Raw genomic sequence first — 21,020 nt, forward strand, 5'->3', positions numbered from 1 at the left:
GCTCCGCCCGGCCGGGGTGTCCCGCCGGCGCCGGGTGTGCCGGGCCACGGGCTCTGGGGTCGCGGGTACGGCGGCCCGTCCGCGCCGTCGGGCCGCGGGGTGTCGCGCGGCTCCCGGGACGGCCCGGATCCGGTGGGGTCAGGTGGTTCGGTCAGGGCGGGGTCAGCTCCGCTCGATGTCGACCTTCTCGATGACCACGTCGCTGAGCGGGCGGTCGGCCTGCCCGGTGGTGGTGTTCGCGATGGTGTCGACGACGGCCCGCGACTCGGCGTCGGCGACCTCACCGAAGATCGTGTGGCGCCGGTTGAGGTGCGGGGTCGGGCCCACCGTGATGAAGAACTGCGAGCCGTTGGTGCCGGGCCCGGCGTTGGCCATCGCGAGCAGGTAGGGCCGGTCGAACTTGAGCTCCGGGTGGAACTCGTCGCCGAACTGGTAGCCGGGGCCACCGCGACCGGTGCCGGTCGGGTCGCCACCCTGGATCATGAAACCGCTGATCACCCGGTGGAAGATCGACCCGTCGTAGAACGGCCCGGAGTCACCGCCGCTGGAGTTCGGCCCGGTGTAGTCCTTGGTGCCCTCGGCCAGGCCCACGAAGTTCGCCACCGTCTTGGGGGCGTGGTCGGCGAACAGGTCGATCCTGATGTCGCCCACGTTCGTGTGCAGGACGGCCGTCGTCTTGGCGTTTCCTGGTTCCGTCACGGCTACCATCGTGCCAGTACGCAGCCGCATCAGTGGAAAGCAGGTCCCGATGACGAGCATCGAGCGCAAGCGGGCCAAGGCCCGCAAGGACGCCACCGAGGCCGTGCACGCGTTCGCCGACGCCGGCCGGATCGCGGGTGGTACTGCCGTCTCCACTGTGTCCGACGCGGTCGCGCATGGGGTGGAGGACGCCCGCCGCACGCTCGCCGCCGCCATCGACCCGGACCCCGCGCCGCGGACCCGCCGCCTGCCGTGGATCCTCGCGGTGCTGGTGCTGACCGGGCTCGCCGCCTACGCCTGGGCGGCCCTGCTCCGCCGGGAGCGCGCGGTCGACCCGGGGACGCCATCACCGACGACACCGCCGTCCGAGGAGCAGATCCACGGCAAGCCGGTCGGCCAGGGCCCGGCGTCGAGCAACCCGAGCTGACCGCGGTCAGAGCACCGCGCCCAGGAACCCGGTGACGGTGGCGGCGTAGCCGTCCGGGTCGGCGTTCCAGCTGCCGGTGTGCTCGGTGCCGGCGAACTCCTGGTAGGTCACCGGCCAGTCCAGCCCGGGCGCTGCGGCCGCGAGGTCGCGGCTCAGCGACACGGGGACGGCGGTGTCGCCGTCGCTGTGCAGCAGCAGGGTCGGCGGGCGGACCGCGGGCGGGTTGCGGAGCAGGTCGAACCGGTCGAGGTCGATCCCGATCCGGCGCTCGGTGAACCGGGCCGCCACCCCCGCCAGCGACGGCGGCAGCACCCGGTTGCGGGCCTGCTGGCGCAGGGTGCGGCGCCAGTCGAGCAGCGGTGCGTCCCAGACGACCGCCGCGACCGCACCGGCGTACCCGGAGCGGTCGAGGAACGCGCCGCCCACCGCGGCCCCCATCGACCACCCGACCAGCACCAGCCGGGTGGCGCCCCGGTCGAGCGCGTAGGCCGCCGCCGCGGCCACGTCACGCCACTCGGTGTCCCCGAGGTGGGACCGGCCGTCCGGCGGGTCCGGGGCGGCGCCGTCCCCGCGATAGCTGATCACCAGCGACGTCAGGCCGGCCGCGTGCAGCGCGGGCAGCGCCCGCAGCGACTCCCGCCTCGTCCCCCCGCGACCGTGCACGCACAGCGCCCAGGTGTGCCCGCCCGCGTCCGCCGGGGCCGGGACGAGCCAGGCCGGGGCGGGGCCGAGCTCGGTCGGGACCGCGACGTCGTCGAACACCAGGCCGCGTGCCCCGGGATCGGGGTCGAAGGGGCCCGCGTCGAGCACCGCCGGGCCGGTCGCCGGGACGGGGCCACCCCGCAGCTCGCGCACCACCCGCCGCCGGCCGCACTCGAGCACCGGCCCGACCACGCTCAGGCCGGCCGCGCCGCGCAGCCCCCACACGCCGGGCTGGGCGGCCAGCCTGCTGCGGGCCAGCTCGACGATGCCGGACCCGGCCTCGAGCACCCGTTCGGGGAGGCCCGGGTTCTGCGCCGGGTGGAGCAGTACGGTCGAGTACCGCCAGGAGACCGCCGCGGCGGCCGCTCCCCCGGCTCCACCGAGGGCGCCGGCCAGGACGCCGGCGACGTAGCCGGTGCCCGGCCGGGCGGACGGGGTCGGGACTGCGCGCACGCCGTCATCCTGCTCCCCGGTCCGTGAGCGGCGCACCCGGGATCGACTACTCCATGGTGACCACAGCTGACAGCCGGCTCTCACCTCGCCACCCGTCCGAGTGAAGTTGCCAACCATGATCGCTCCGAAGCGCAACAACTCACCTGATGGGTCGTTCCCCTTTCGGAGGCACATGTGCCTCGCTCCCCAACCCCCATCAGTTCGAAAGGACGCGCGAATGAACTCGCTCGCCCGTAACGCGCTCCGGTTCTCCCTGGCCGGCGCTGGTGTCGCCGTGCTGGGCGCCGGTGTGGCCGGCCAGGCTTCGGCCGCCGAGCTCCCGGACCTGCCGGAGGCCCCCGACGCCTCGGCGTTGACCGACGCCGTGCCGGCCCCCGGCGAGGACGGCACGGTCTCCACCCCGGAGAGCTCGGTGACGTTCGGCCAGCTGCAGGCCCCGCAGGCGGAGGCGTCCGGCCTGCCGGAGCTGCCCGCCTCCGACGGGCTCCCGGGTCTGCCGGAGCTGCCCTCCGCCGACTCGCTGCCCTCGGCCGACGCGCTCCCGTCCGCCGACTCGCTGCCCTCCGCGGACGCGCTGCCGTCCACCGACGCCCTGCCGTCCGCCGACGCCCTGCCGGGCGCCGACTCGCTGCCGGGCGCGAACGCGAAGGCCGAGGCGGGCACGCACCAGTCCGACCACGAGGACGAGTCCTCGGAGGACGAGGAGTCCGAGGAGGGGGCCGGCTCCCCGCTCGACGCGCTCCCGATCGACACCCCGGAGCTCCCGAGCGCCCCGCAGCTCCCCGGCGCCGACGCGCTGCCGACCGCGACGACGCTCCCGGCCCCGGCCGGCCTCCCGAGCGCCGGCGACCTGCCGGTCGACCAGCTGCCGTCCGCGGACGCGCTGCCCTCCGCCGACGCGCTCCCGCTGCCCTCCGCGGACGCGCTGCCGCAGCCGAACCCCGAGGCGCTGCCGACCCTGGACATCCCGGGTGTCATGTACGTCGAGGCGCCGTCCGTCAACGCCGGCTGACGCACCGGTCCCACCGGCACGCCCGGCCGGCCGCCCCGCCCGCTCCCTCCCAGCCTCGAGCGGGCCGGGCGGCCGCCGACGCGTGCGATCCCGACCGTCAGCACCACCCGTGGCGGGGCTGCGGCGGCGGGGCCGGCACCACCGGCGCCCGCACGATCAGCTCGTAGCGGTCGAAGTCACCCTCGTCGTCCTGCACGTGCCGGACGAACCGGAACCCGGCCCGGCGCGCCACCCCGATCGACGGCACGTTGTCCGGGTCGACGTCGATCGAGATCCGGTCGACGTCGCCGCGCTCCCCGAGATAGCGCGCTGCCAGCCGCACCGCCCGTGTCGCGAGACCCCGCCGGCGGTACGCCGGGTAGATCCCGTAGGCCAGGCCGGCGCGCCGGGCCGCAGGATCCAGATCGGCGTCGATGGTCCCGGCGAGCACCGCACCGCCGGTGATCCGGATGCCGAAGCTGAGTTTCGGGCCGTCGTCGGCCCAGCGTTCGATCGCCCGGCGGACGTGCGCCCGCACGGTCGCGAGGTTCCCGGGTCCGCCGTTGAGCCAGCGGATCAATTCGGCGTCCTCACCGGCGAGGTGCGGCTCCACATCGTCCCAGCGCAGCGGGCTGAGGACGACCACACCGTCCGCCAAGGTGTTCGAGGGCCGGGCCACGCATCCATCCTGCCGCACCCGTCGCGGTCCGTGACCGGGCCCTCCGTCCGTGGTGACCCCGGACGGTGGACTCACCTTCCCGGTGACGTCCCGACCCGGTAGCGGACGAGCAACGTGTCGTCGCCGGTGACGACGCTGACCAGCTCGAGGCGCTCCGGGTCCATGCCGGCGCCGCGGGCGATCCGGGCGGCGTCGCCGGAGACGAGGAACGGCGCGACGGTGAGCCGCAGCTCGTCGACCAGGCCGGCCTCGGCGAGGCTGCCGAACAGCGCGGGCCCGCCCATGCAGTTGATCCGGTGCAGCCCGCGGCGGCCGAGCTCGGCGACCACGGCGGCCAGGTCCACCGACCGGTCGCCGACCAGCACGACGTGCGCGCCCGCGGCCGCCCAGCTCGCGCGCAGCCGCTCCGGCGCCGCGGCGCAGGTGAACACGATCGTCGGGACCAGCGTGTCGGTGAGCACCGGCGCCGACGGGCCCAGTGACCGTCCGGTCGAGGTCACCACCGCCGTCGCCGGTACCGGCTCCAGCCCGAAGCGGTGCCGCCGGTCGGCCATCCGCTCGTCCGGTTTCACCCCGGTGAAGCCCTCCACGGTGGCGGTCCCGGCACCGACCAGGACGACGTCGGCGAGGTCGGTCCCGAGGTCGAGCACGACCCGGTCCGGGGGCGTGGACAGGCCCGCGGCCAGCCCGTCGACCTCGACGGCGCCGTCCGCGCTGGACACGAAGTTGACCGCGACGTAGGGGGCGCCGGCCGGGTAGGCGTAGAGCCGCTCGAGCGCCTCCACGGACAGCGGCCCGGCACCGGCCGTGGGGAAGATCTGCTGGATGCCGGTCATGCGAGCAGCCTCACCGCGCGCGACGGGGCCCGCTCGCCGCGGACCGTGGCGACCATCTCGCAGGTCTCGCGGGTCGCGCGGGCCTGGTGTGCGCGGACCATCGCGACCCCGCGGTCCGCGGCGATCGCCGTCGCCGCGAGCGTGCCGGTGAGCCGCTCGGAGAGCGGGACGTCGAGCGACTCGCCGACGACGGTCTTGTTCGACATCGCCAGCAGCACCGGCCAGCCGGTGGCGACCATCGCGTCGATGCCGCGCAGCACCTGCAGGCTGTGCAGCGTGTTCTTGGAGAAGTCGATCGCCGGGTCGATCAGGATGCCCTCGGCGGGCACGCCGGCGGCGACGGCCTTCTCCGCCAGCGCGACGGTCTGGGCGATCACCGTGCCGAGTACGTCGGTGTAGCGCGGCCGGTGCGGCTCGGTCCGCGGCGTGACGTGGTCGGTGTGCGCGCTGACGTACCCGGCGCCGTACCGCGCCGCGACCTCGAGGATCCCGCCGTCGGCGGCCGCCCAGTTGTCGTTGACGAGATCGGCCCCTGCCGCGCAGACGGCGTCGGCCGGACCGGCACGGAAGGTGTCCACCGAGATCACGACGTCCGGGAACTCCCGGCGCGCCCACTCCACGGTCGGGACGACCCGGTCGATCTCCTCCTGCTCGGTGACCTCGGTGCCCGGGCTGGCCGGCACGCCCCCGATGTCGATCACGTCGGCGCCCTCCCGGACGACGGCGGCGATCCGGTCCCGGGCGGCCTGCTCGGCGAACGTGACCCCGTGGTCGTAGAACGAGTCGGGGGTCCGGTTGACGATCGCCATCACCATCGCACGGTCGCGGTTCCAGGTGCGTCCGCGGAACGTCAGGCTCGGCACGGGTCCTCCTCGCAGCACGACACCGGGGTCCACGTCCGGACCCGGTCCGTGATCCATCTTCACCGCAACCCGACGGGCCCGGCCACCCGGCCGCCGTCCCGCCATGACCTCGCAGGTCATGGCGATGCGCGCCGCCGTCGGCGAGGATCGGCGGCGACCCCCACGACCTGGAGGACACCGTGCCCGCACCGGACCCCGCCGTGCTCGTCGCCGCCATGCCGTTCGCGGAGCTGCTCGGCATCACCGTCACCGACGCGACACCCGAGCGTGCCGTGGCGACGCTGGCGTACCGGCCGGAGATCTGCACGGCGGGCGGGATCGTGCACGGCGGGGCGCTGATGACGCTGGCCGACTCGACCGGTGCGCTGTGCGCCTTCCTCGGCCTGCCCGAGGGCGCGACGACCGCCACGACCAGCTCGCACACGGTGCTGCTGCGGGCGGCCCGTGGCGGGACGCTCACCGCCACCGCGCGGGTGGTGCACCGGGGGCGCCGTGACGTCGTCGTCGACACCGAGGTGACCGACGACGGCGGACGCCCGGTCTCCCGCACCACCCAGACCCAGGCGGTGCTGGGTCCCTGACCGGCCGTCAGCCGACGGGCTCGGGACGCGGCTCCCCGTCGCCGGTCCGCGGCGCCCGCGGGGGCGGTGGCTGCTCCAGTGGCGCGGTGAGCACGGCGACGCAGGCGTCGATCAGCCGGGTCGCCCACTCGGTCCGCGGCGGGTGGGAGTCGTCCTTCTCGTGGTCGGCGATCGTGTGGATGAACAGGTGGGTGACCATCCGCCACCGTTCCGCATAGACCTCGGCGGGCAGGTGGTCCAGTGCCCGCTGCAGTCCCTCGCGCACCGCGCGGAGGCTGGATGCGATCTGCCAGCTGTCGGAGACCCGGTAGTTCGGGGAGGCGGACAGCTGGGCGAGGAAGCGCGCGTAGTGGCAGCCGGGTTCGCCGACCGCCTCCACCAGTGGCCGGACCAGTGCCTCGACGAGCGTGCGGGGGTCGGCCGCCCGTCCGCTCGCGTACACCTGCGCCAGGTGCTCGAGCCGTCGTTCGTTGATCTGGCCCATCCGGTACTGGAAGACGGCGGTGACGAGATCCGGCCGCGGACCGAAGTGGTACTGGATCGCGGACGCGTTGCGCTGCCCGGCCGCGGTGACGATGTCGCGCAGCGGGACCGCGGCGATCCCGCGTTCGGCGAACAGCCGCTCCGCCGCGAGCACGATCTTGGTCCGGGTGTCCGAGGGGCCGGCGCCGGCCGCCGTTCCGGTCCCGGCCCCGTCGGCGTCGGTGCGGCGCGGCGTCGCCCGGCCGGGGCGGGCTGATGGACCTGACACGGAATCGAGTATACGGCGAGCCTTGACTATTGATGCCAGTTCATTAATTCTTGTGCGCAGCGCATCAGTGGTCCGGGTCGACCGGGCCAGCACCACACCGCGGTGGGACGCCCGCTCCACCGGACGGTTCGACGATCAGAGCGGGCTTCGCATCGCACCGGAGCGAGGTGCACATGCCTCAGGGGAACCGCACCGACACCGATGGCGGTACACCGTCACGAGCACTCGCATGGACGATCACGGGCCTGCTCCTGGTCTTCATGCTGATCAATTTCGCGGACAAGGCGGTGCTCGGGCTCGCCGCCGTGCAGATCATGGACGAGCTGGACCTGACCGCCGGCGAGTACGGGGTCGTGGCGAGCAGCTTCTTCCTGCTGTTCAGCCTGGCCGCCCTGGTCGTCGGCTTCGTCACCAACCGGGTCCGCACGAAATGGATACTGATCGCGATGGCGGTCGGGTGGTCCGCGGCCCAGCTGCCGATGATGGTGCCGATCGCGGGCTTCTGGACGTTGCTCCTGACCCGCGTGCTGCTCGGGGCCGCCGAGGGGCCGGCCTATCCGGTCGCGAACCACGCGGCCCACTCGTGGTTCCGGGATCAGGACCGGGACCTCGCCAGCGGTGTGCTGACGATCGGCGCACCGATCGGCGTGATCCTCGGGGCGCCGGTGCTCGGGTGGATCATCGGCGCGCACGGATGGCGGACGGCGTTCGGGGTACTGGGTGCGGTCGGTCTCCTGTGGGCGCTGGTGTGGGCGTTCGTGGGCCGGGAGGGCCCGGTCACCGACACGCTCGGCGGCTCCCGGGCCACCGCGGACGACCCGGCCGGCAGCGCCGACGACCGTCTGGTGCCCACGTGGCGGATCCTCACCACCGGGACCTGGCTCGCCAGCGTCACCGGCGCCTTCGCGGCGTACTGGGCCGTCACGATCCTCGTTGCCTGGGTTCCGCCGTACCTGACCAGGGTGCTGGGGTACGACGCCGGCAGGACCGGGGCGGTCGTCGTCCTGCCCTGGGCCGCCGGTGCGCTGTCCATCATCGGCGTCGGGCTCCTGGCGAAGCTGCTGCTCCGGCGCGGCGTCTCCAGCCGGTGGGCCCGCGGCGGGCTCGGTGGGGCCTGTGTCGTCACCGCGGGCGTGGCCATGCTCGGGATCCCGCTGGTGGACGTCGACTGGGCCAGGATCCTGCTGCTCACCGTCGCCTTCAGCGTCGGCGGGGTCGTGATCCCGATCGGCCAGGCCACCTCGGCCGAGATCTGCCCGAGCAGCAGGCGCGGCGGCGTGCTCGGCACCTGGGCCGCGGTCTACTCCCTCTCCGGGATCGTCGCTCCGGCCCTGACCGGGTCCTTCATCGGGTCCGCGGCCACGCCCGCCGCCGGGTTCGGCGTCGCCTTCACCGTCAACGGCCTGCTGCTCGTCGCGGCGGGTCTCGTCTTCGCGCTCTTCGTGCGGCCGGGCCGGGACCGCGCCCGCCTCGCCGCACTCACCGCCCACCCGCAGCGCACCCTTCGAGAGAGGAAACCGGCGTGACCCTGATCGACACGAACGACGTGGCCGAGGACACCGCGCCCCGCGCGGCGAGCGCCGCGACCCGCACCGCCAACGCGACGGTCCGCGAGACCCTGCCGTTCGACGACCGGCAGGCCTTCGAGGACGCGGCCCGGGGGTTCGTCGCCACCATCGACCCGCCGACCATCCGGAACGAGCGGGGCACGGTGGTGTGGGACCTGACGCCCTACGACTTCCTCGACGCCGAGGCACCGGACACCGTCCATCCGAGCCTGTGGCGGATGGCGCAGCTCAACCGGCATCACGGCCTGTTCCGGGTCAGCGACCGGATCTACCAGGTTCGCGGTTTCGACATCTCCAACATGACGGTGATCGAGGGTGACACGGGCTTCATCGTGATCGACCCGCTGACGTGCGTGGAGACCGCGCGTGCGGCCATCGACCTGGTCCGCGCGCACCTCGGCGACCGGCCGGTCACCGCCGTGATCTTCAGCCACAGCCACGCCGACCACTTCGGCGGGGTGAGGGCCGTGGCCGCCGAGGCCGACGTGCGCGCGGGCCGGATCCCGGTCGTCGCTCCGGCCGGGTTCTACGAGCACGCGGTCAGCGAGAACGTCCACGCCGGCGTCGCCATGCGCCGCCGCGCCGAGTTCATGTTCGGTGCCCGCCTGCCGCGCGGACCCCGGGCGCACGTCACCACCGGCCTCGGGGTCACCCTGCCCCGCGGCACGACCACGCTGATCGAGCCCAACGACGTGATCGCGACGACGGGTACCGAGCGGGTCCTGGACGGCGTCCGGTTCGTCTTCCAGTTCACCCCCGGCGCCGAGGCACCGGCCGAGATGAACTTCCACCTGCCCGACCTGCGGGCGCTGTGCATGGCCGAGACCGTCTCGCAACAGATGCACAACCTCTACACCCCGCGCGGCGCGCAGGTCCGCGACGCGCTGGCCTGGAGCAACTACCTCGACGAGGCCATCCGGCTCTTCGGCGCCGACTCCGACGTGCTGTTCATCAGCCACCATTGGCCCACCTGGGGCTCCGAGCGGATCGTGCACCAGATCGGGATGCACCGCGACCTCTACCGCTACATCCACGACGAGACCTTGCGGCTGGCCAACCACGGCTACGGCCCGGTCGAGATCGCCGAGCTCGTGCAGCTGCCCGAGCAGCTATCGACCTTCTGGGCCAACCGCGGCTGCTACGGCGCGCTCAACCACAACGTCAAGGCCGTCTACCAGCTCTACCTGGGCTGGTTCGACGGCAACCCGGCCAACCTGCACCCCCTCCCCCCGGCCGAGACCGGTGGCCGGTACGTCGAGCTCATGGGTGGACTGGACACCGTGCTCGACCGGGCCCGCGAGGCCGCCGACGCCGGGGACCATCGCTGGGCTGCCGAGCTGCTCAAGCACGCCCTCGCCGCCGACCCCGGGCATCGGCCCACCCGCGAGCTGCAGGCCGACGTCTTCGAGCAGCTCGGCTACCAGTCCGAGAGCGGTCCGTGGCGCAACTTCTTCCTGCTCGGCGCCGAGGAACTGCGCAACGGCACCCGCCGTCCCCGGTCGACCGAGGCCGGGAGCTCGGACGTCGTCTCCGGCATGAGCAGCGAGCTGCTGCTCGACTACCTCGCCATCCGGCTCAACGGGCCCGCGGCCGCCCGCGTGCACCTCCGGATCGGGCTGCACCTGACCGACACCGGCGAGAGGTTCCTCCTCACCGTGCAGAACGGCCTCCTGCGCCACTCCCGCGGCAGCACCACCCCGGATACCACCCTGCACCTCGAGCACCGCACGCTCGCGGCCCTCGCCCACGGCGGCACGACGCTCGAGGCCGCCGAGCGGAACGGTGCCACCCGGGTGGACGGGCGCCGGGACGACGTCGGACGGCTGTTCGCGCTGCTCGACACGTTCACCGGGTCGTTCGACGTCCTCGCGCCGAACCCACCGCCCGCGGCCGGTGGCCCGGGGACGGCCTGACCGGCGGGTCGTCCACCGTCATGTGTCGTCTCAGGTCAGGTGCATCCCGGAGATGGCGCGGGCGATGACGAGCTGCTGGATCTGCTCGGTGCCCTCGAAGATGTCGTAGATCTTCGCGTCCCGGTGCATCCGCTCCACCGGGTGCTCCCGCGAGTAGCCGGCGCCGCCGAGGATCTGGATGGCCCGCTCGGTCGCCCACACCGCGACCCGACCGGCCTTCAGCTTCGACATCGAGCCCTCACCCGCGGTGAACGGGACACCGTTGCGCCCCATCCAGGCGGCCCGGTGCACGAGCAGGCGCGCCGCGTCGATCTCGGTCTTCATGTCCGCGAGGGTGAAGGAGATCGACTGGTTCTCGATGATCGGCCGGCCGAACGCGACGCGGTCCTTGGCGTAGTCGAGGGCGTACTCGTAGGCGGCCCGCGCGATGCCGAGGGCCTGCGCGCCGACGGTGGGGCGGGTCAGCTCGAAGGTCTGCATCGCCGCCGAACCGGTGGCCTTCTCCCCCGCCCGGGCGCGGGCGAGCCGCTCGTCGAGCTTCTCCTTGCCCCCGAGCAGGCAGCTGCCGGGGAGCTTGACGTCGTCGAGGAAGACGTCGGCGGTGTGCGAGGCGCGCAGGCCCATCTTCTTGATCTTGCGGGTGTACTCCAGCCCGGGCGTCCCGGGCGGGACGACGAACGCGGCCTGCCCCTTGCTGCCGAGTTCCGGGTCGACGACGGCCTGCACGACGTGGATGTTCGCGATGCCGCCGTTGGTGGCCCATGCCTTCTGCCCGGTGAGCGTCCAGGTGTCGGTCGCCTCGTCGTACACCGCGCGGGTGCGCATCGCCCCGACGTCGGAACCGGCCTCCGGCTCGGACGAGCAGAACGCGCCGACCTGCGGCTCGTCGGCGTCGCCGTAGCACTGCGGGATGAACTCGACCATCTGCTCGGGGGTGCCGGAGGCGAAGATGCCGGCCACCGCGAGGGTGGTCCCGAAGATCGCCAGGCCGATGCCGCCGTCGCCCCAGAAGAGCTCCTCGTTGACCAGCGGCATGGACAGCCCGGTCTCGTCGCCCCAGAACGACGCGAGCGTCTCGAAGTTGTAGAGCTCGATCTTCGCGGCCTCCTGGAGGATCGGCCAGGGGGTCTCCTCGCGCTCGTCCCACTCGGCGGCGGCCGGGCGGACGACGTCGGCGGCGAAGCCGTGCACCCACTCCCGGAGCTCCCGGTGCTCGTCGGACATCTCGAAGGAGGTCATCTGTCTCTCCGCAGGTCGGCGCCGGTTGTCGTCAGGCGGACGGGATCCGGAACATGTTCGGCAGGGCGGTCGCGAAGCCGACGTCACCGGAGACCTTGAGCTTGCGGGTCATGAAGAGCGTCACCGGGTTGGCGTTGTTCGTGACGATCTTCAGGAACTCGGTCCCGGGCATGGTGAGCGCGGTCCGCGGCTCCTCGTCGGTGCCCGCGGTGACGGTGCAGGTGCCCTCGTGCAGGACCGTCTGGAAGCTGTCGACGGTGTCGCCGTCCTTGATGTGCCAGTGCACGACCTGCCGGTTCCCGCTCGCTCCCTTGGACGAGTAGAACTCGCTCATCCGGCCGAAGATGGCGTCGAGCACCGGCCGGCGCACGTCGGACGACATGATCGTCGCCAGCTGCTGCTTCGACGCGCCCTTGACCAGCCGTGCGAACAGCGACGGATCGACGGCCTTCGGGTCGCCGTCGCGCAGGGCGGTCCCGAGGGTCGCGAGCAGGTCCTGGTCGGACAGGGTCTTCGGGTCCACGCTGCGGCCCAGCTCGTTGATGTCGATCGTCCCGGTCATCGCCTGCTCCACCTCGCCGTGGTCCATGAAGTGTCCGGTACTACGAGTACCGCTTCGGGTTCAGCCTACTTTACGCGCGAGTAGCTAGACTGTCGAGATGGCACCCTCCGCGAGCGCGCCCCGCCGTCGCCTGCCGGCGGAGGAACGCGAGAAGCAGGTCCTCGACGCGGCCGTGCGCGTGTTCTCCCGGATCGGCTTCCACGACGCCTCGATGGACGACGTCGCCGAGCAGGCCGGGGTGTCGAAGCCGATGGTGTACACGCACGGCGGCGGTTCGAAGGAGGAGCTGCTGCGGCGCTGCATCCGGCGCGAGTCCGACCGGCTGCTGCGGTCGGTGTCCGGTGCGGCCGGCGGGCCGGTGGTGGGCGCCGAGGAGCGGCTCCGGCGCGGGCTGCGGGCGTTCTTCACCACGCTCACCACCCATCGGGACGGGTGGTCGGTGCTCTACCGGCAGGCCCGGACCGGCACGTTCGCCGACGAGGTGCACGCGGCCCGGTCCCGGATCGTCGAACGGGTGGCGGAGCTGCTCGCGGACGAGCTCGACGTCCCGCCCGGCACCGACCCGCTGGCCGTCACCGGGCCGGTCGCCGCCGCGCTCGCCGGTGCCGCCGAAGGTCTCGCCGACTGGTCCGGTGGGGCGGGCGGGCCGGACGACCCGGACGTCCTCACCGAGGCGCTCTTGACCCTGGTCTGGCCGGGGCTGGAACGCCTCCGCCGCGGTGGATGACCCGCCGCTCAGGTCTCCGTGGCGGGACGCGTCACCATCCGCCGGGTCCGGTCCGGCAGCCGGTCGACGATCCGGCCGATGCGCTCCGTGGTCCCCTGCAGCGGGGCGAGTGCGTCGGCCAGCACCCCGATCTGCCGGTCGAGGGCGTCGATCCGGGCCGCGACCGACTTCAGGTCCGGTGCGACGGCGGTGAGCCGGTCGGCGGCCTGGGCCAGGTTCGTGTCGAGGGCGACGAGCCGGGGCGTCGCGCTGTCGTCGTCGGTGGCGGGGTCGCCGACGACGGTCGCGAGCCGATGCACCGCACCGCCCTCTTCGATCGCGGCGGCGAGCGCAGCCAGGTCGGCCCGGACGTGCCCGAGCTGCTGCAACGGCTCGACCGCTCCGGACAGCCGGGCGAGGTCCTCGCGGGTGCGGGCGAGCTCGCGCAGCGGCTCCACCGCACCGGCGAGCACGGTGAGGTCCGCCCGGGTCAGCGCGAGCTCCTGCAACGGTTCGACGGCGCCGGCGAGCGTCGTGAGGTCCCCCCGGGTCCGGGCCAGCTCCCGCAACGGCTCGACCGCACCGGCGAGCACGGTGAGGTCCGCCCGGGTCAGCGCCAGTTCCTGCAGCGGTGCGACCGCCTCGGCGAGCCGGGCGAGGTCGTCGCGGGTGGCGGCGAGGTCCTGCACCGACGGCACGGCCGCGGTGAGCGTCTCCAGGTGCTCCCGGGCCGACGCCAGCTGGCGCAGCGGCGGCACGGCGCCGGCGAGCTCGGCGAGGTCACCCCGGGTGCCGGCGAGCTCCTGCAGGGGCCCGACGGCCTCGGCGAGCCGGTCCAGGGCCGCGACCGCACCGGCGAGGGCGGCCAGATCGTCGCGGGCGCCGGCGAGGTGGCGCAGCGGCTCCACCGCCGACGACAGCTCCGACAGCGGTTCGACGGCCGACGCGAGCTCGGACAGCGGCCCGACCGCGGAGGCCAGGTCTCCGAGCGGCCCGACCGCGGCCGCGAGCTCGTGCAGGTCCGCCCGCACGCCCGCGAGCTCGTGCAGGTCCGCCCGGACCCCTGCCAGCTCGTGCAGGTCGTCGCGGAGGGCGGCGAGCTCCCGCAGCGGCTCGACCGCACCGGCCAGGGTGCCGAGGTCGCGGCGCGCCCCGGCGAGCTCCGTCAGCGGGCCGGCCGCACCGGCCAGCTCGACCACGGCCTTCGTCAGCTGGTCCACCCGGGCGACGGTCTCCGGGTCGTCCCAGAGCGCGACGACCCGGCCGAGGACGTCGTCGAGCACCGGAGCGAGCCCGGTGAGCGCGGACTCGACACCGCCGATCCGGCGCGGCAGCGACGTCAGCTCGCCCGCCACCGCCGGCACCGCCTCGGCCGCGCGGGGTGCCTCGGCGAGCCATCCCGGCAGCCGGCGTCCGATCTCGACCGCGGCACCGACGGTCCCGAGCGCGGTCCCGATCAGCGTCCCGGTGATCCCCGCGGGCGACCACGGGGACGGGACGGGCTGCTCTGCCATCGGTCTCCTCCGGTTCGCTCCGAACGTCGCGGCGCAAGCTTCTCAGATCGGACCACCGGCGTACCGGTCAGTAGGACGTGTCGTCCACCCGGGCCGCACCGGTGCCGCCGGCCTCGCGGGCCGCGGCGTCGTCGAGGATCGTCGCGGTGCCGCTGGTGCCGAACCGGGTCACCCCCGCCGCGTGGAACGCCAGCACGGTGTCCAGGTCCCGCACCCCGCCTGAGGCTTTCACCTGCACGGACGGCCCGACCGTCCGCCGCATGAGCGCGACGTGCCCGGGGGTCGCTCCACCCCCGGCGAACCCGGTGGAGGTCTTCACGAACGCCGCTCCCGCCCGCTCGGCCGCCGTGCAACCGGCGACGATCTCGTCGTCGGACAGCAGCGCCGTCTCCAGGATGACCTTCACGACCCGGCCGCCTGCGGCCTCGACGACGGCCCGGATGTCGGCCTCGACGTCGTCGAGCAGGCCGCTGCGCAGCCGTCCCACGTTGAGGACCATGTCGAGCTCGGCCGCACCGTCGGCGATCGCCTGCCGGGACTCCGCGACCTTGGCCGCGGTGCTGGTCGTGCCGTGCGGGAAGCCGATCACGGTCCCGACCGCGACGCCGGTACCGGCCAGCCGAACGGCCGCGTGCGCGACGTCGCTCGGCCGCACGCACACGCTGAAGATCCGGTATCGAGCAGCGAGGTCGAGCTGTGCGTCGACGTCGTCCCTGGTCAGCTCGGGTTTCAGGATCGCGTGGTCGATCATCCCGGCGATCTCGGCGGCGGTGAGGGTCGAGGCGCTCACGGCGGTCCTCCTCCGGCGGTGCTGCTGACGTGGGCCGAAGGCTACGCGTCGCGCACGCCCCGTTCCGCTGCGATGCTGGGCCGGTGTACCGGAGGCACCGGTACCGGGAAGGGACGGCCGATGACGGACGACCACCGGCAGCGCCGGCCGGATCCGGTCCGCGTGGCGCGTACCGGGCCCGTCCTGCGGTTCGAGCGCTCGCGACACCCCTCGGGCACGGTGGTGCTGCGCGCGATCGGCTCCGTCGACGACGAGACCGCGCCCGACCTGTGCACCGAGCTCGGCCTCTGCGCAGAGGAGGGTTCCGATGTGGTCCTGGACCTGTCCGGTGTCGACTTCCTCGGCACCGCCGGGCTGACGTCGCTCGTCGAGGCCCGGGACCTGCTCGCCGCCGAGGGCACCCAGCTCCGCATCCTGTGCGGCGGCAGCAGGCCGGCCCGGCGGGCCCTGCAGGTGACCGGCGCGATGGAGCTGTTCGAGGTCGTCGACCGCGTGCCCGGCGGGCCAACGCGCGGCGGGCTGTTCGGGGTCCCCGACCCCGACGTCCGGCTGGACGGCCGGCCCCGGAACAGCGGTCGACCCCAGCCATGATCGACCGTTATGGAGTGCAGCGCCCGCCTCGCGAACGCCACACTCCACAACGGTCGATCACCGGCGGTAGAGCGCCGTCAGGTCGCCGCCTGCGACTCCGGGGCAGGCGCGACCCCGTCGCGGCGCCGGGTGAGCACCGGGTACATGCCCGCGAACGCCACCACCCCGGCCACCGCGAGGACCACGGCCACCGTGCCGGCCAGAGCGGTGTAGGACCCGGTGAGCAGCAGCAACGCCGGGAGCCAGCCCGTCACCCAGCCCTGGATCGCACAGACCGCCCCGGTGTAGCGGCCGAGCCGTTCCCGCTTGAGGCCGAGCAGCAGGAAGAACAGCAGCCACAGGAACGCCCAGTACAGCCAGATGACGCCGAACCCCGGATCGGCGAACCGGGTGAAGTTCAGCCAGGAGAACACCAGCGCCGAGACGAAGACGAACAGGCAGAAGTAGCCGAGCCCCGGTGCCGTCCAGGTCGAGCGTGATGTTCAGCGCGACGTAGAGGTACGTGAACGCGAACAGGTAGAGGCCGGACGCGGCGACGATCGTGTCCGCGTCCCCGTTCGCCGTGAAGATCAGGTACGTCGGTGTGACGATCTGCAGGCCGCCGACGAAGAAGTTCATCGGTGCGGCGGACCGCGTGTCCACCCAGCCCAGCAGCATCGCCCCGTTGATGAACAGCACCGCACCGACGAACAGCAGGCCGACGGCGTCCATCGGTCAGGCCCTGGCCACCGGGACGCCCTGCCCCGGGTCGATCCGGGCCGGGCCGTCCTTGCCGGGCCGCACCTCGAAGTCGAAGATCTCGGTGGGGAGGTAGACCGTCGAGCAGGAGTTCGGGATGTCGACGACGCCCGACAACCTGCCCTCGATCGGCGCGGCACCGAGGATCATGTAGGCCTGGATGTCCGAGTAGCCGAACTGCTGCAGGTAGTCGATCGCGTGCAGGCAGGCCCGCTGGTACGACAGGTGCGAGTCGAGGTAGCGCTGCTCGCCGTCGAGGGTCACCGACGTCCCGGAGAACGCCAGCCACTCGCTGTACTGCGGGTCCGTCCGGCCCGGCATGAAGATCGCGTTCTCGGACACGCCGTACTTGTCCATGCCTCCCTTGATGACGTCGACGTGCAGGTCGATGAACCCGCCCATCTCGATCGCCCCGCAGAAGGTGATCTCGCCGTCGCCCTGCGAGAAGTGCAGGTCACCGACCGACAGCTTCGCGCCGTCGACGAACACCGGGTAGAACACGCGGCTGCCCCGGGTGAGGTTCTTGATGTCCTGGTTGCCGCCGTTCTCCCGGGGCGGCGCGGTGCGCGCACCCTCCCCGGCGACCCTGTCGAACTCGGCACCGGTGAGGCTGCCGAGGATCGCCGAGTCCGGGTTCGGCGGCAGCGCGAGCGCCGGTACCCGGTGCGGATCGGTGTCGATCAGTGCCTGCTCGCGGGCGTTCCAGGTGCGCAGCAGCTCCTGTGACGGCGCGGTCCCCATCAGTCCGGGGTGGACGATGCCGGTGAACGACACGTGCGGGACGTGCCGGGAGGTGGCCACGCCGCCGCGGAAGTCCCAGACGACCTTGTACGCGTCCGGGAACTGCTCGGTCAGGAAGCCGCCGCCGTTGCGGGTGGCGAACACACCGGTGTAGCCCCAGCCCTGACCGGCCAGCGGCCCGGAGTCCTCCTGCGGGATCGGGCCGACGTCGAGGATGTCGACGATCAGCAGGTCACCCGGCTCGACACCCTCGACGTGGATCGGCCCGGAGAGTGCGTGCACGCTCGCGAGCGGGGCGTTGAGGATGTCGTCGGCGGAGTCGTCGTTGCGGATGGCGCCGTCGAACCACTCGCGGCAGTCGACCCGGAACACGTCGCCCGGCCGGACCCGCACCTGGGCAGGGATGTCCGGGTGCCAGCGGTTGTGACCGACGATCGGCTGGTCGGTGAACTTCTTGCGGGAGTCGAGGGGGAACACGACCTCGGGCATGACGACACGACCTCTCGTGAGGTGGGTGACCCGCACCGGCCCGGCGGGACGGTGCGGAGCGCGACGGAGGGTGAAGACGCTAGGGGCGCGGCAGTCCGCGGGTGCGGGGCTCGAGCGCGGGCGCCGGGCGGGCCGGCCGGCCGGTCCCCGGCAGGGAGGTGACGACCTCCGGCTCGGTCCGCGACCGCTCGGCCCGGTCGATCACGGCCATCCGGCCGCGGTCACCGAGACCGAGCATGGGTGCGGTGATCACGCGGGGTGACGCCGTGCCGCAGCGCGGGCACGGGACCGACGCCGGGGCGGTGCCGATCGGCCGCTGCACGTCGACGGAGCCGTCGGTCGCGCAACGATACGTGTAGGTCGCCATGTCCGCCCATCCCGCACCGGAAATAGTTTCTCAGGAAATCTACTGTGGCCCGCGCATGCGTGTCAACGATTCGTGCCGTTGCTTCGACCCTCGACCGCCGGGCCTCAGTGCCGTTGCTTCGGCCCTCGACCGCCGGGCCTCAGTGCCATGCTTCGGCCCTCGACCGCCGGGCCTCAGAGCCCATGCTTCGGCCCTCGACCGCCGGGCCTCAGTGCCGTTGCTTCGGCCCTCGACCGCCGGGCCTCAGAGCTCCTGGATGACGTCCCAGGTCAGCCCGTCCGCCGCGGCGAGGAAGACCCGCTGGCGCAGGTGCCGGTCACGGACCTCGACGGTCCCGCGGGGGCTGTCGTAGGACAGGCCGTCGGACACCGCGGTCATCGGGCCCACCTCCGGCGACCCGGCCCGGCGCATCAGGGCCGTCAACAGGCGCACGCCCTCGTAGCAGGACTCGCCCAGGCTGTTGAGCACCGGCGCCTCCGGGCCGAACCGGCGGGAGTACGCCGCGGCGAAGTCCAGCCCCGCGGTGGTGGCGAGGTCCTCGAAGTAGCCGGCCGACGTCATGAGGCCGCGGGTGTTGTCGGCCCCCGAGGCGAGCAGGACGTTCTCGTCGATCAGCGAGCTGAACCGCAGGATGTCGCGGTCCATGCCGGCGGCCGCGAACGCGCGGTTGAACTCGACGGCGTCGTCGCCGATCAGCAGCATCAGCACGGCCTCGCAGCCGCTGCGCTCGACCCGGCGCAGGACGCCGTCGAACCGGCTGGTGCCCAGCGGCACGTACATCTCGTCGCAGACGGTGCCGCCGATCCGGCGCAGGTAGCGGCGCGCGGTGGCGGCCGAGCGGCGCGGCCAGACGTAGTCGTCCCCCACGATCGTCCAGCGGCGCACGCCGACGGTCTCGGCGAACCAGTCCAGCGTGGGGCCCAGCTGCAGGTCCGGGGTCTCCCCGGTGAGGAACACGCCGGGCCGGTGCTCGCCGCCCTCGTACAGCGCGGTGTAGGCATACGGGACACGGCCGTCGATCGCCGGCGCGACGGCCTCCCGGACCGCGGAGATGTGCCAGCCGGAGACGGCGTCGACACTGCCGGCCCGGACCAGGGCCGCCACCTCGCGGGCGACCTCGTCGGGCGACGCGCCGCCGTCCACCGGGAGCAGCCGCAGCTCGCGGCCCAGCACACCGCCCTCGTCGTTGATCTCCTCCATGGCCAGCGTGCCGCAGCTCTCGCAGGACGGCCCGAAGATCCCCGCCGGTCCCTGGAGCGGGATGACGAGGGCCATGGTGATCGCATCGCGCCTGCGCGCGGGTGGCAACGAGAGACGCGATGGCGCCATCCGGCTACGCTAGTGCTGATCCACCTGCGAGAGCACTGGTTCGTTCGGAGGGATAGTCGTCGTCGATGTCACCACCGGGTCCCGCTGAGACACTGCGGCTGCTCTCGATGGCCGAACGCACGGCCACCCAACGGCTCGACGAGGCCCTCCGCGCCGCCGGCGCCGACATCGACCAGTGGCGGATCCTGTCGTTGCTCGTCGCCCAGGGCGGGTGCCCGATGAACGTCGTCGCCGAGTACGCGCTGCTGCTCCCGCCGAAGTGCACCAAGCTCGTCGACCGGATGGTGTCGGCGAACCTGGTGCTGCGGCGGCCCGACGAGCTCGACCGCCGCCGGGTACTGATCTTCGCCTCGGCGCGGGGCCGGGAGGAGCTGGCCCGGTGGGACGCCGCCGTCGCCGCGGTCCGGGAGCGGTTCGACGAGGTGCTCGGCCCGGACGCGGCCGCCCTCGACGACCTGCTGCGCCGGCTCACCGTGGGGCTCCGGGTCGATCCCGCCACGGCGCCGCCTGCGGGCTGACGGCGGGTCAGCGGCGCGACTGGGACGGGGCGCACCCGTACCGCCGGCGGTAGGCCGCGGCGAACCGGCTCGCGCTCGAGAACCCCCACCGCGCGGCGACCTCGCTGACCGAAGCGCCCCGGCCGGCGTCGAGCTCGGCGCGGGCGTGCTGCAGGCGCACGTCGACGAGGTACTCGGTCGGCGAGCACCCCATCCACTCGCGGAAGCCCTCCTGCAACCGCCGGACGCTGGTCCCGGCGACCGCGGCCATGTCCGCGGCCCGCCAGGCCCGCGCCGGGTCGTCGCGCACCGCGTCCACCACCCGTGAGATCGACCGCGGACGCGCCACCGGCCCCCGCCCCGCGTCCGGGCAGCCGGCCAGCAGGAAACCGGTCGCGACCGCCCCCGCCAGCTGCTCGCGCACCACCGGCTGGTCGGCGAACAACCGCGGCTCGCGCAGGTGCGCGGCCAGGCCCCCGACGAGCGTGCGCCAGTCCCGCAGGGCACCGGAACCCAGCTCGAGCTGCTCGGGGAGCACGACCGACGTCCGGACGGGTCCGGGGCCGAGCACCCGCTCCGCCTCCCGGTCCAGCCAGGCCCGGTCGAACTTGACGCCGAGCACGGTGCAGGTGGCGTCCCAGTGGCTGATCAAGGTCGGGGTGTCCGCCCGGAACACGGTCGCCTGGCCGGACACCGAGGTGACGACGCCGTGCCGCCCACGGCTGACGAGATGGCCGGTCAGCGGCATGTTGACCTCGTAGGCACCCGGGTAGTCGCACTCCACCTGGACGTCGGCGCCCCACCCCACGTAGCCGATCAGGACCGGGCCCAGGTCGAGCGTCCGCAGCGTCAGCCGGGGCTCGCGCCGGCCGCCGGGAACGGTCAGCTCGTGCGGGAAGTACGCATTCGCCACGGCCTTCGAAACCTGTTCCCAGTCGCGGGCGGTCGCACTGCGCCGTGCGGGCATGGCGCGATTCTACCCGAATTGACGGTG

General features: G+C 73.5%; 23 protein-coding genes and 1 pseudogene. 8 read left to right on the forward strand and 16 right to left on the reverse strand.

Annotated features, from left to right (window positions below; translation table 11 throughout):
• Positions 1-162: 162 nt before the first annotated feature.
• Complete coding sequence (locus tag H7X46_RS25760; RefSeq protein WP_186361810.1) at positions 163-708, reverse strand: peptidylprolyl isomerase; 546 nt, start codon at positions 706-708, stop codon at positions 163-165.
• Between the two features lie 40 nt (positions 709-748).
• Here H7X46_RS25760 and H7X46_RS25765 point away from each other — a divergent pair, with 40 nt between their 5' ends.
• Entirely contained in the window at positions 749-1,126 is a 378-nt protein-coding gene (locus H7X46_RS25765) for a hypothetical protein (RefSeq protein WP_186361811.1), read from the forward strand.
• 6 nt (positions 1,127-1,132) lie between these two features.
• Here H7X46_RS25765 and H7X46_RS25770 read toward each other — a convergent pair whose 3' ends face one another.
• Complete coding sequence (locus tag H7X46_RS25770; protein ID WP_186361812.1) at positions 1,133-2,281, reverse strand: alpha/beta fold hydrolase; 1,149 nt, start codon at positions 2,279-2,281, stop codon at positions 1,133-1,135.
• 217 nt (positions 2,282-2,498) lie between these two features.
• Here H7X46_RS25770 and H7X46_RS25775 point away from each other — a divergent pair, with 217 nt between their 5' ends.
• Positions 2,499-3,293: a hypothetical protein gene (locus tag H7X46_RS25775; protein WP_186361813.1), complete on the forward strand. Its 795-nt coding sequence runs from the start codon at positions 2,499-2,501 to the stop codon at positions 3,291-3,293.
• 97 nt (positions 3,294-3,390) lie between these two features.
• On the opposite strand, the gene H7X46_RS25780 is transcribed toward H7X46_RS25775, so the two are convergent.
• The 3 genes from H7X46_RS25780 to folP form a co-directional block, all read right to left on the reverse strand.
• Entirely contained in the window at positions 3,391-3,951 is a 561-nt protein-coding gene (locus tag H7X46_RS25780; protein ID WP_186361814.1) for a GNAT family N-acetyltransferase, read from the reverse strand.
• A 71-nt stretch (positions 3,952-4,022) separates the two neighbouring features.
• Positions 4,023-4,787: a dihydrofolate reductase family protein gene (locus H7X46_RS25785; RefSeq protein WP_186361815.1), complete on the reverse strand. Its 765-nt coding sequence runs from the start codon at positions 4,785-4,787 to the stop codon at positions 4,023-4,025.
• Positions 4,784-5,650 (reverse strand): dihydropteroate synthase, encoded by an 867-nt coding sequence (gene folP, locus H7X46_RS25790; protein WP_186361816.1) that lies wholly within the window; start codon positions 5,648-5,650, stop codon positions 4,784-4,786. The genes H7X46_RS25785 and folP overlap by 4 nt, the downstream gene beginning before the upstream one ends.
• A 179-nt stretch (positions 5,651-5,829) precedes the next feature.
• Here folP and H7X46_RS25795 point away from each other — a divergent pair, with 179 nt between their 5' ends.
• A complete protein-coding gene (locus H7X46_RS25795) occupies positions 5,830-6,231 on the forward strand; it encodes a PaaI family thioesterase (protein WP_370588968.1) in 402 nt (133 codons plus the stop codon).
• 7 nt (positions 6,232-6,238) lie between these two features.
• Here H7X46_RS25795 and H7X46_RS25800 read toward each other — a convergent pair whose 3' ends face one another.
• On the reverse strand, positions 6,239-6,982 hold the full coding sequence (locus H7X46_RS25800; RefSeq protein WP_186361817.1) for a TetR/AcrR family transcriptional regulator: 744 nt from the start codon (positions 6,980-6,982) through the stop codon (positions 6,239-6,241).
• A 173-nt stretch (positions 6,983-7,155) separates the two neighbouring features.
• Between H7X46_RS25800 and H7X46_RS25805 the strand changes: the two genes are divergently transcribed.
• The gene (locus H7X46_RS25805) at positions 7,156-8,508 is read left to right on the forward strand and encodes an MFS transporter (protein ID WP_186361818.1); all 1,353 of its coding nucleotides are present in this window, start codon (positions 7,156-7,158) and stop codon (positions 8,506-8,508) included.
• Positions 8,505-10,463 carry an alkyl/aryl-sulfatase gene (locus tag H7X46_RS25810; protein WP_370588970.1) on the forward strand — a complete coding sequence of 653 codons (1,959 nt, stop codon included), beginning with the start codon at positions 8,505-8,507 and terminating at the stop codon, positions 10,461-10,463. The genes H7X46_RS25805 and H7X46_RS25810 overlap by 4 nt, the downstream gene beginning before the upstream one ends.
• Positions 10,464-10,493: 30 nt before the next feature.
• On the opposite strand, the gene H7X46_RS25815 is transcribed toward H7X46_RS25810, so the two are convergent.
• Both H7X46_RS25815 and H7X46_RS25820 read right to left on the reverse strand, forming a co-directional pair.
• Complete coding sequence (locus H7X46_RS25815; protein WP_186361819.1) at positions 10,494-11,702, reverse strand: acyl-CoA dehydrogenase family protein; 1,209 nt, start codon at positions 11,700-11,702, stop codon at positions 10,494-10,496.
• 31 nt (positions 11,703-11,733) lie between these two features.
• The gene (locus tag H7X46_RS25820) at positions 11,734-12,291 is read right to left on the reverse strand and encodes an SCP2 sterol-binding domain-containing protein (RefSeq protein ID WP_255426222.1); all 558 of its coding nucleotides are present in this window, start codon (positions 12,289-12,291) and stop codon (positions 11,734-11,736) included.
• Positions 12,292-12,361: 70 nt separating this feature from the next.
• Here H7X46_RS25820 and H7X46_RS25825 point away from each other — a divergent pair, with 70 nt between their 5' ends.
• Positions 12,362-12,991, forward strand: a complete 630-nt coding sequence (locus H7X46_RS25825) for a TetR/AcrR family transcriptional regulator (RefSeq protein WP_186361820.1) — start codon at positions 12,362-12,364, stop codon at positions 12,989-12,991.
• An 8-nt stretch (positions 12,992-12,999) separates the two neighbouring features.
• Here the strand turns inward: H7X46_RS25825 and H7X46_RS25830 are convergent, their stop codons facing one another.
• A complete protein-coding gene (locus H7X46_RS25830; protein WP_186361821.1) occupies positions 13,000-14,484 on the reverse strand; it encodes a hypothetical protein in 1,485 nt (494 codons plus the stop codon).
• Positions 14,485-14,551: 67 nt separating this feature from the next.
• Positions 14,552-15,274, reverse strand: a complete 723-nt coding sequence (deoC, locus tag H7X46_RS25835) for a deoxyribose-phosphate aldolase (protein ID WP_186361822.1) — start codon at positions 15,272-15,274, stop codon at positions 14,552-14,554.
• 120 nt (positions 15,275-15,394) lie between these two features.
• Here deoC and H7X46_RS25840 point away from each other — a divergent pair, with 120 nt between their 5' ends.
• Positions 15,395-15,865 carry an STAS domain-containing protein gene (locus H7X46_RS25840; RefSeq protein WP_186361823.1) on the forward strand — a complete coding sequence of 157 codons (471 nt, stop codon included), beginning with the start codon at positions 15,395-15,397 and terminating at the stop codon, positions 15,863-15,865.
• A gap of 77 nt (positions 15,866-15,942) precedes the next feature.
• Here the strand turns inward: H7X46_RS25840 and H7X46_RS30205 are convergent, their stop codons facing one another.
• From H7X46_RS30205 to H7X46_RS25860, 5 genes and pseudogenes are all read right to left on the reverse strand, one after another.
• A complete protein-coding gene (locus H7X46_RS30205; protein WP_370588971.1) occupies positions 15,943-16,278 on the reverse strand; it encodes an AmiS/UreI family transporter in 336 nt (111 codons plus the stop codon).
• Between the two features lie 100 nt (positions 16,279-16,378).
• Positions 16,379-16,576, reverse strand: a pseudogene (locus H7X46_RS30210) (AmiS/UreI family transporter); the annotation flags it as partial.
• A gap of 3 nt (positions 16,577-16,579) precedes the next feature.
• Positions 16,580-17,833: a formamidase gene (gene fmdA, locus H7X46_RS25850; protein WP_186361824.1), complete on the reverse strand. Its 1,254-nt coding sequence runs from the start codon at positions 17,831-17,833 to the stop codon at positions 16,580-16,582.
• A gap of 79 nt (positions 17,834-17,912) precedes the next feature.
• Positions 17,913-18,200, reverse strand: coding sequence for a zinc ribbon domain-containing protein (locus H7X46_RS25855; protein WP_186361825.1), 288 nt, complete (start codon positions 18,198-18,200; stop codon positions 17,913-17,915).
• A 243-nt stretch (positions 18,201-18,443) separates the two neighbouring features.
• Positions 18,444-19,529: a substrate-binding domain-containing protein gene (locus H7X46_RS25860; RefSeq protein WP_186361826.1), complete on the reverse strand. Its 1,086-nt coding sequence runs from the start codon at positions 19,527-19,529 to the stop codon at positions 18,444-18,446.
• A 65-nt stretch (positions 19,530-19,594) separates the two neighbouring features.
• Between H7X46_RS25860 and H7X46_RS25865 the strand changes: the two genes are divergently transcribed.
• On the forward strand, positions 19,595-20,047 hold the full coding sequence (locus H7X46_RS25865) for a MarR family winged helix-turn-helix transcriptional regulator (protein ID WP_186361827.1): 453 nt from the start codon (positions 19,595-19,597) through the stop codon (positions 20,045-20,047).
• Positions 20,048-20,054: 7 nt separating this feature from the next.
• Here the strand turns inward: H7X46_RS25865 and H7X46_RS25870 are convergent, their stop codons facing one another.
• A complete protein-coding gene (locus H7X46_RS25870; RefSeq protein ID WP_186361828.1) occupies positions 20,055-20,993 on the reverse strand; it encodes an AraC family transcriptional regulator in 939 nt (312 codons plus the stop codon).
• Positions 20,994-21,020 lie beyond the last annotated feature (27 nt).

This window comes from Pseudonocardia sp. C8, from assembly GCF_014267175.1.
In the GTDB taxonomy this organism is placed as follows: Bacteria; Actinomycetota; Actinomycetes; order Mycobacteriales; family Pseudonocardiaceae; genus Pseudonocardia.

Bases quoted from the DNA above. Each gene is read 5' to 3' on its own strand.
- H7X46_RS25825 (WP_186361820.1), top strand. From the start codon at position 12,362: ATGGCACCCTCCGCGAGCGCGCCCCGCCGTCGCCTGCCGGCGGAGGAA.
- H7X46_RS25865 (WP_186361827.1), top strand. From the start codon at position 19,595: ATGTCACCACCGGGTCCCGCTGAGACACTGCGGCTGCTCTCGATGGCC.
- fmdA (WP_186361824.1), bottom strand. From the start codon at position 17,833: ATGCCCGAGGTCGTGTTCCCCCTCGACTCCCGCAAGAAGTTCACCGAC.
- H7X46_RS25840 (WP_186361823.1), top strand. From the start codon at position 15,395: ATGACGGACGACCACCGGCAGCGCCGGCCGGATCCGGTCCGCGTGGCG.
- H7X46_RS25830 (WP_186361821.1), bottom strand. From the start codon at position 14,484: ATGGCAGAGCAGCCCGTCCCGTCCCCGTGGTCGCCCGCGGGGATCACC.
- H7X46_RS25785 (WP_186361815.1), bottom strand. From the start codon at position 4,787: ATGACCGGCATCCAGCAGATCTTCCCCACGGCCGGTGCCGGGCCGCTG.
- H7X46_RS25765 (WP_186361811.1), top strand. From the start codon at position 749: ATGACGAGCATCGAGCGCAAGCGGGCCAAGGCCCGCAAGGACGCCACC.
- H7X46_RS25855 (WP_186361825.1), bottom strand. From the start codon at position 18,200: ATGGCGACCTACACGTATCGTTGCGCGACCGACGGCTCCGTCGACGTG.
- H7X46_RS25815 (WP_186361819.1), bottom strand. From the start codon at position 11,702: ATGACCTCCTTCGAGATGTCCGACGAGCACCGGGAGCTCCGGGAGTGG.
- H7X46_RS25805 (WP_186361818.1), top strand. From the start codon at position 7,156: ATGCCTCAGGGGAACCGCACCGACACCGATGGCGGTACACCGTCACGA.
- H7X46_RS25860 (WP_186361826.1), bottom strand. From the start codon at position 19,529: ATGGCGCCATCGCGTCTCTCGTTGCCACCCGCGCGCAGGCGCGATGCG.
- H7X46_RS25870 (WP_186361828.1), bottom strand. From the start codon at position 20,993: ATGCCCGCACGGCGCAGTGCGACCGCCCGCGACTGGGAACAGGTTTCG.
- H7X46_RS25775 (WP_186361813.1), top strand. From the start codon at position 2,499: ATGAACTCGCTCGCCCGTAACGCGCTCCGGTTCTCCCTGGCCGGCGCT.
- H7X46_RS25820 (WP_255426222.1), bottom strand. From the start codon at position 12,291: ATGGACCACGGCGAGGTGGAGCAGGCGATGACCGGGACGATCGACATC.
- H7X46_RS25760 (WP_186361810.1), bottom strand. From the start codon at position 708: ATGGTAGCCGTGACGGAACCAGGAAACGCCAAGACGACGGCCGTCCTG.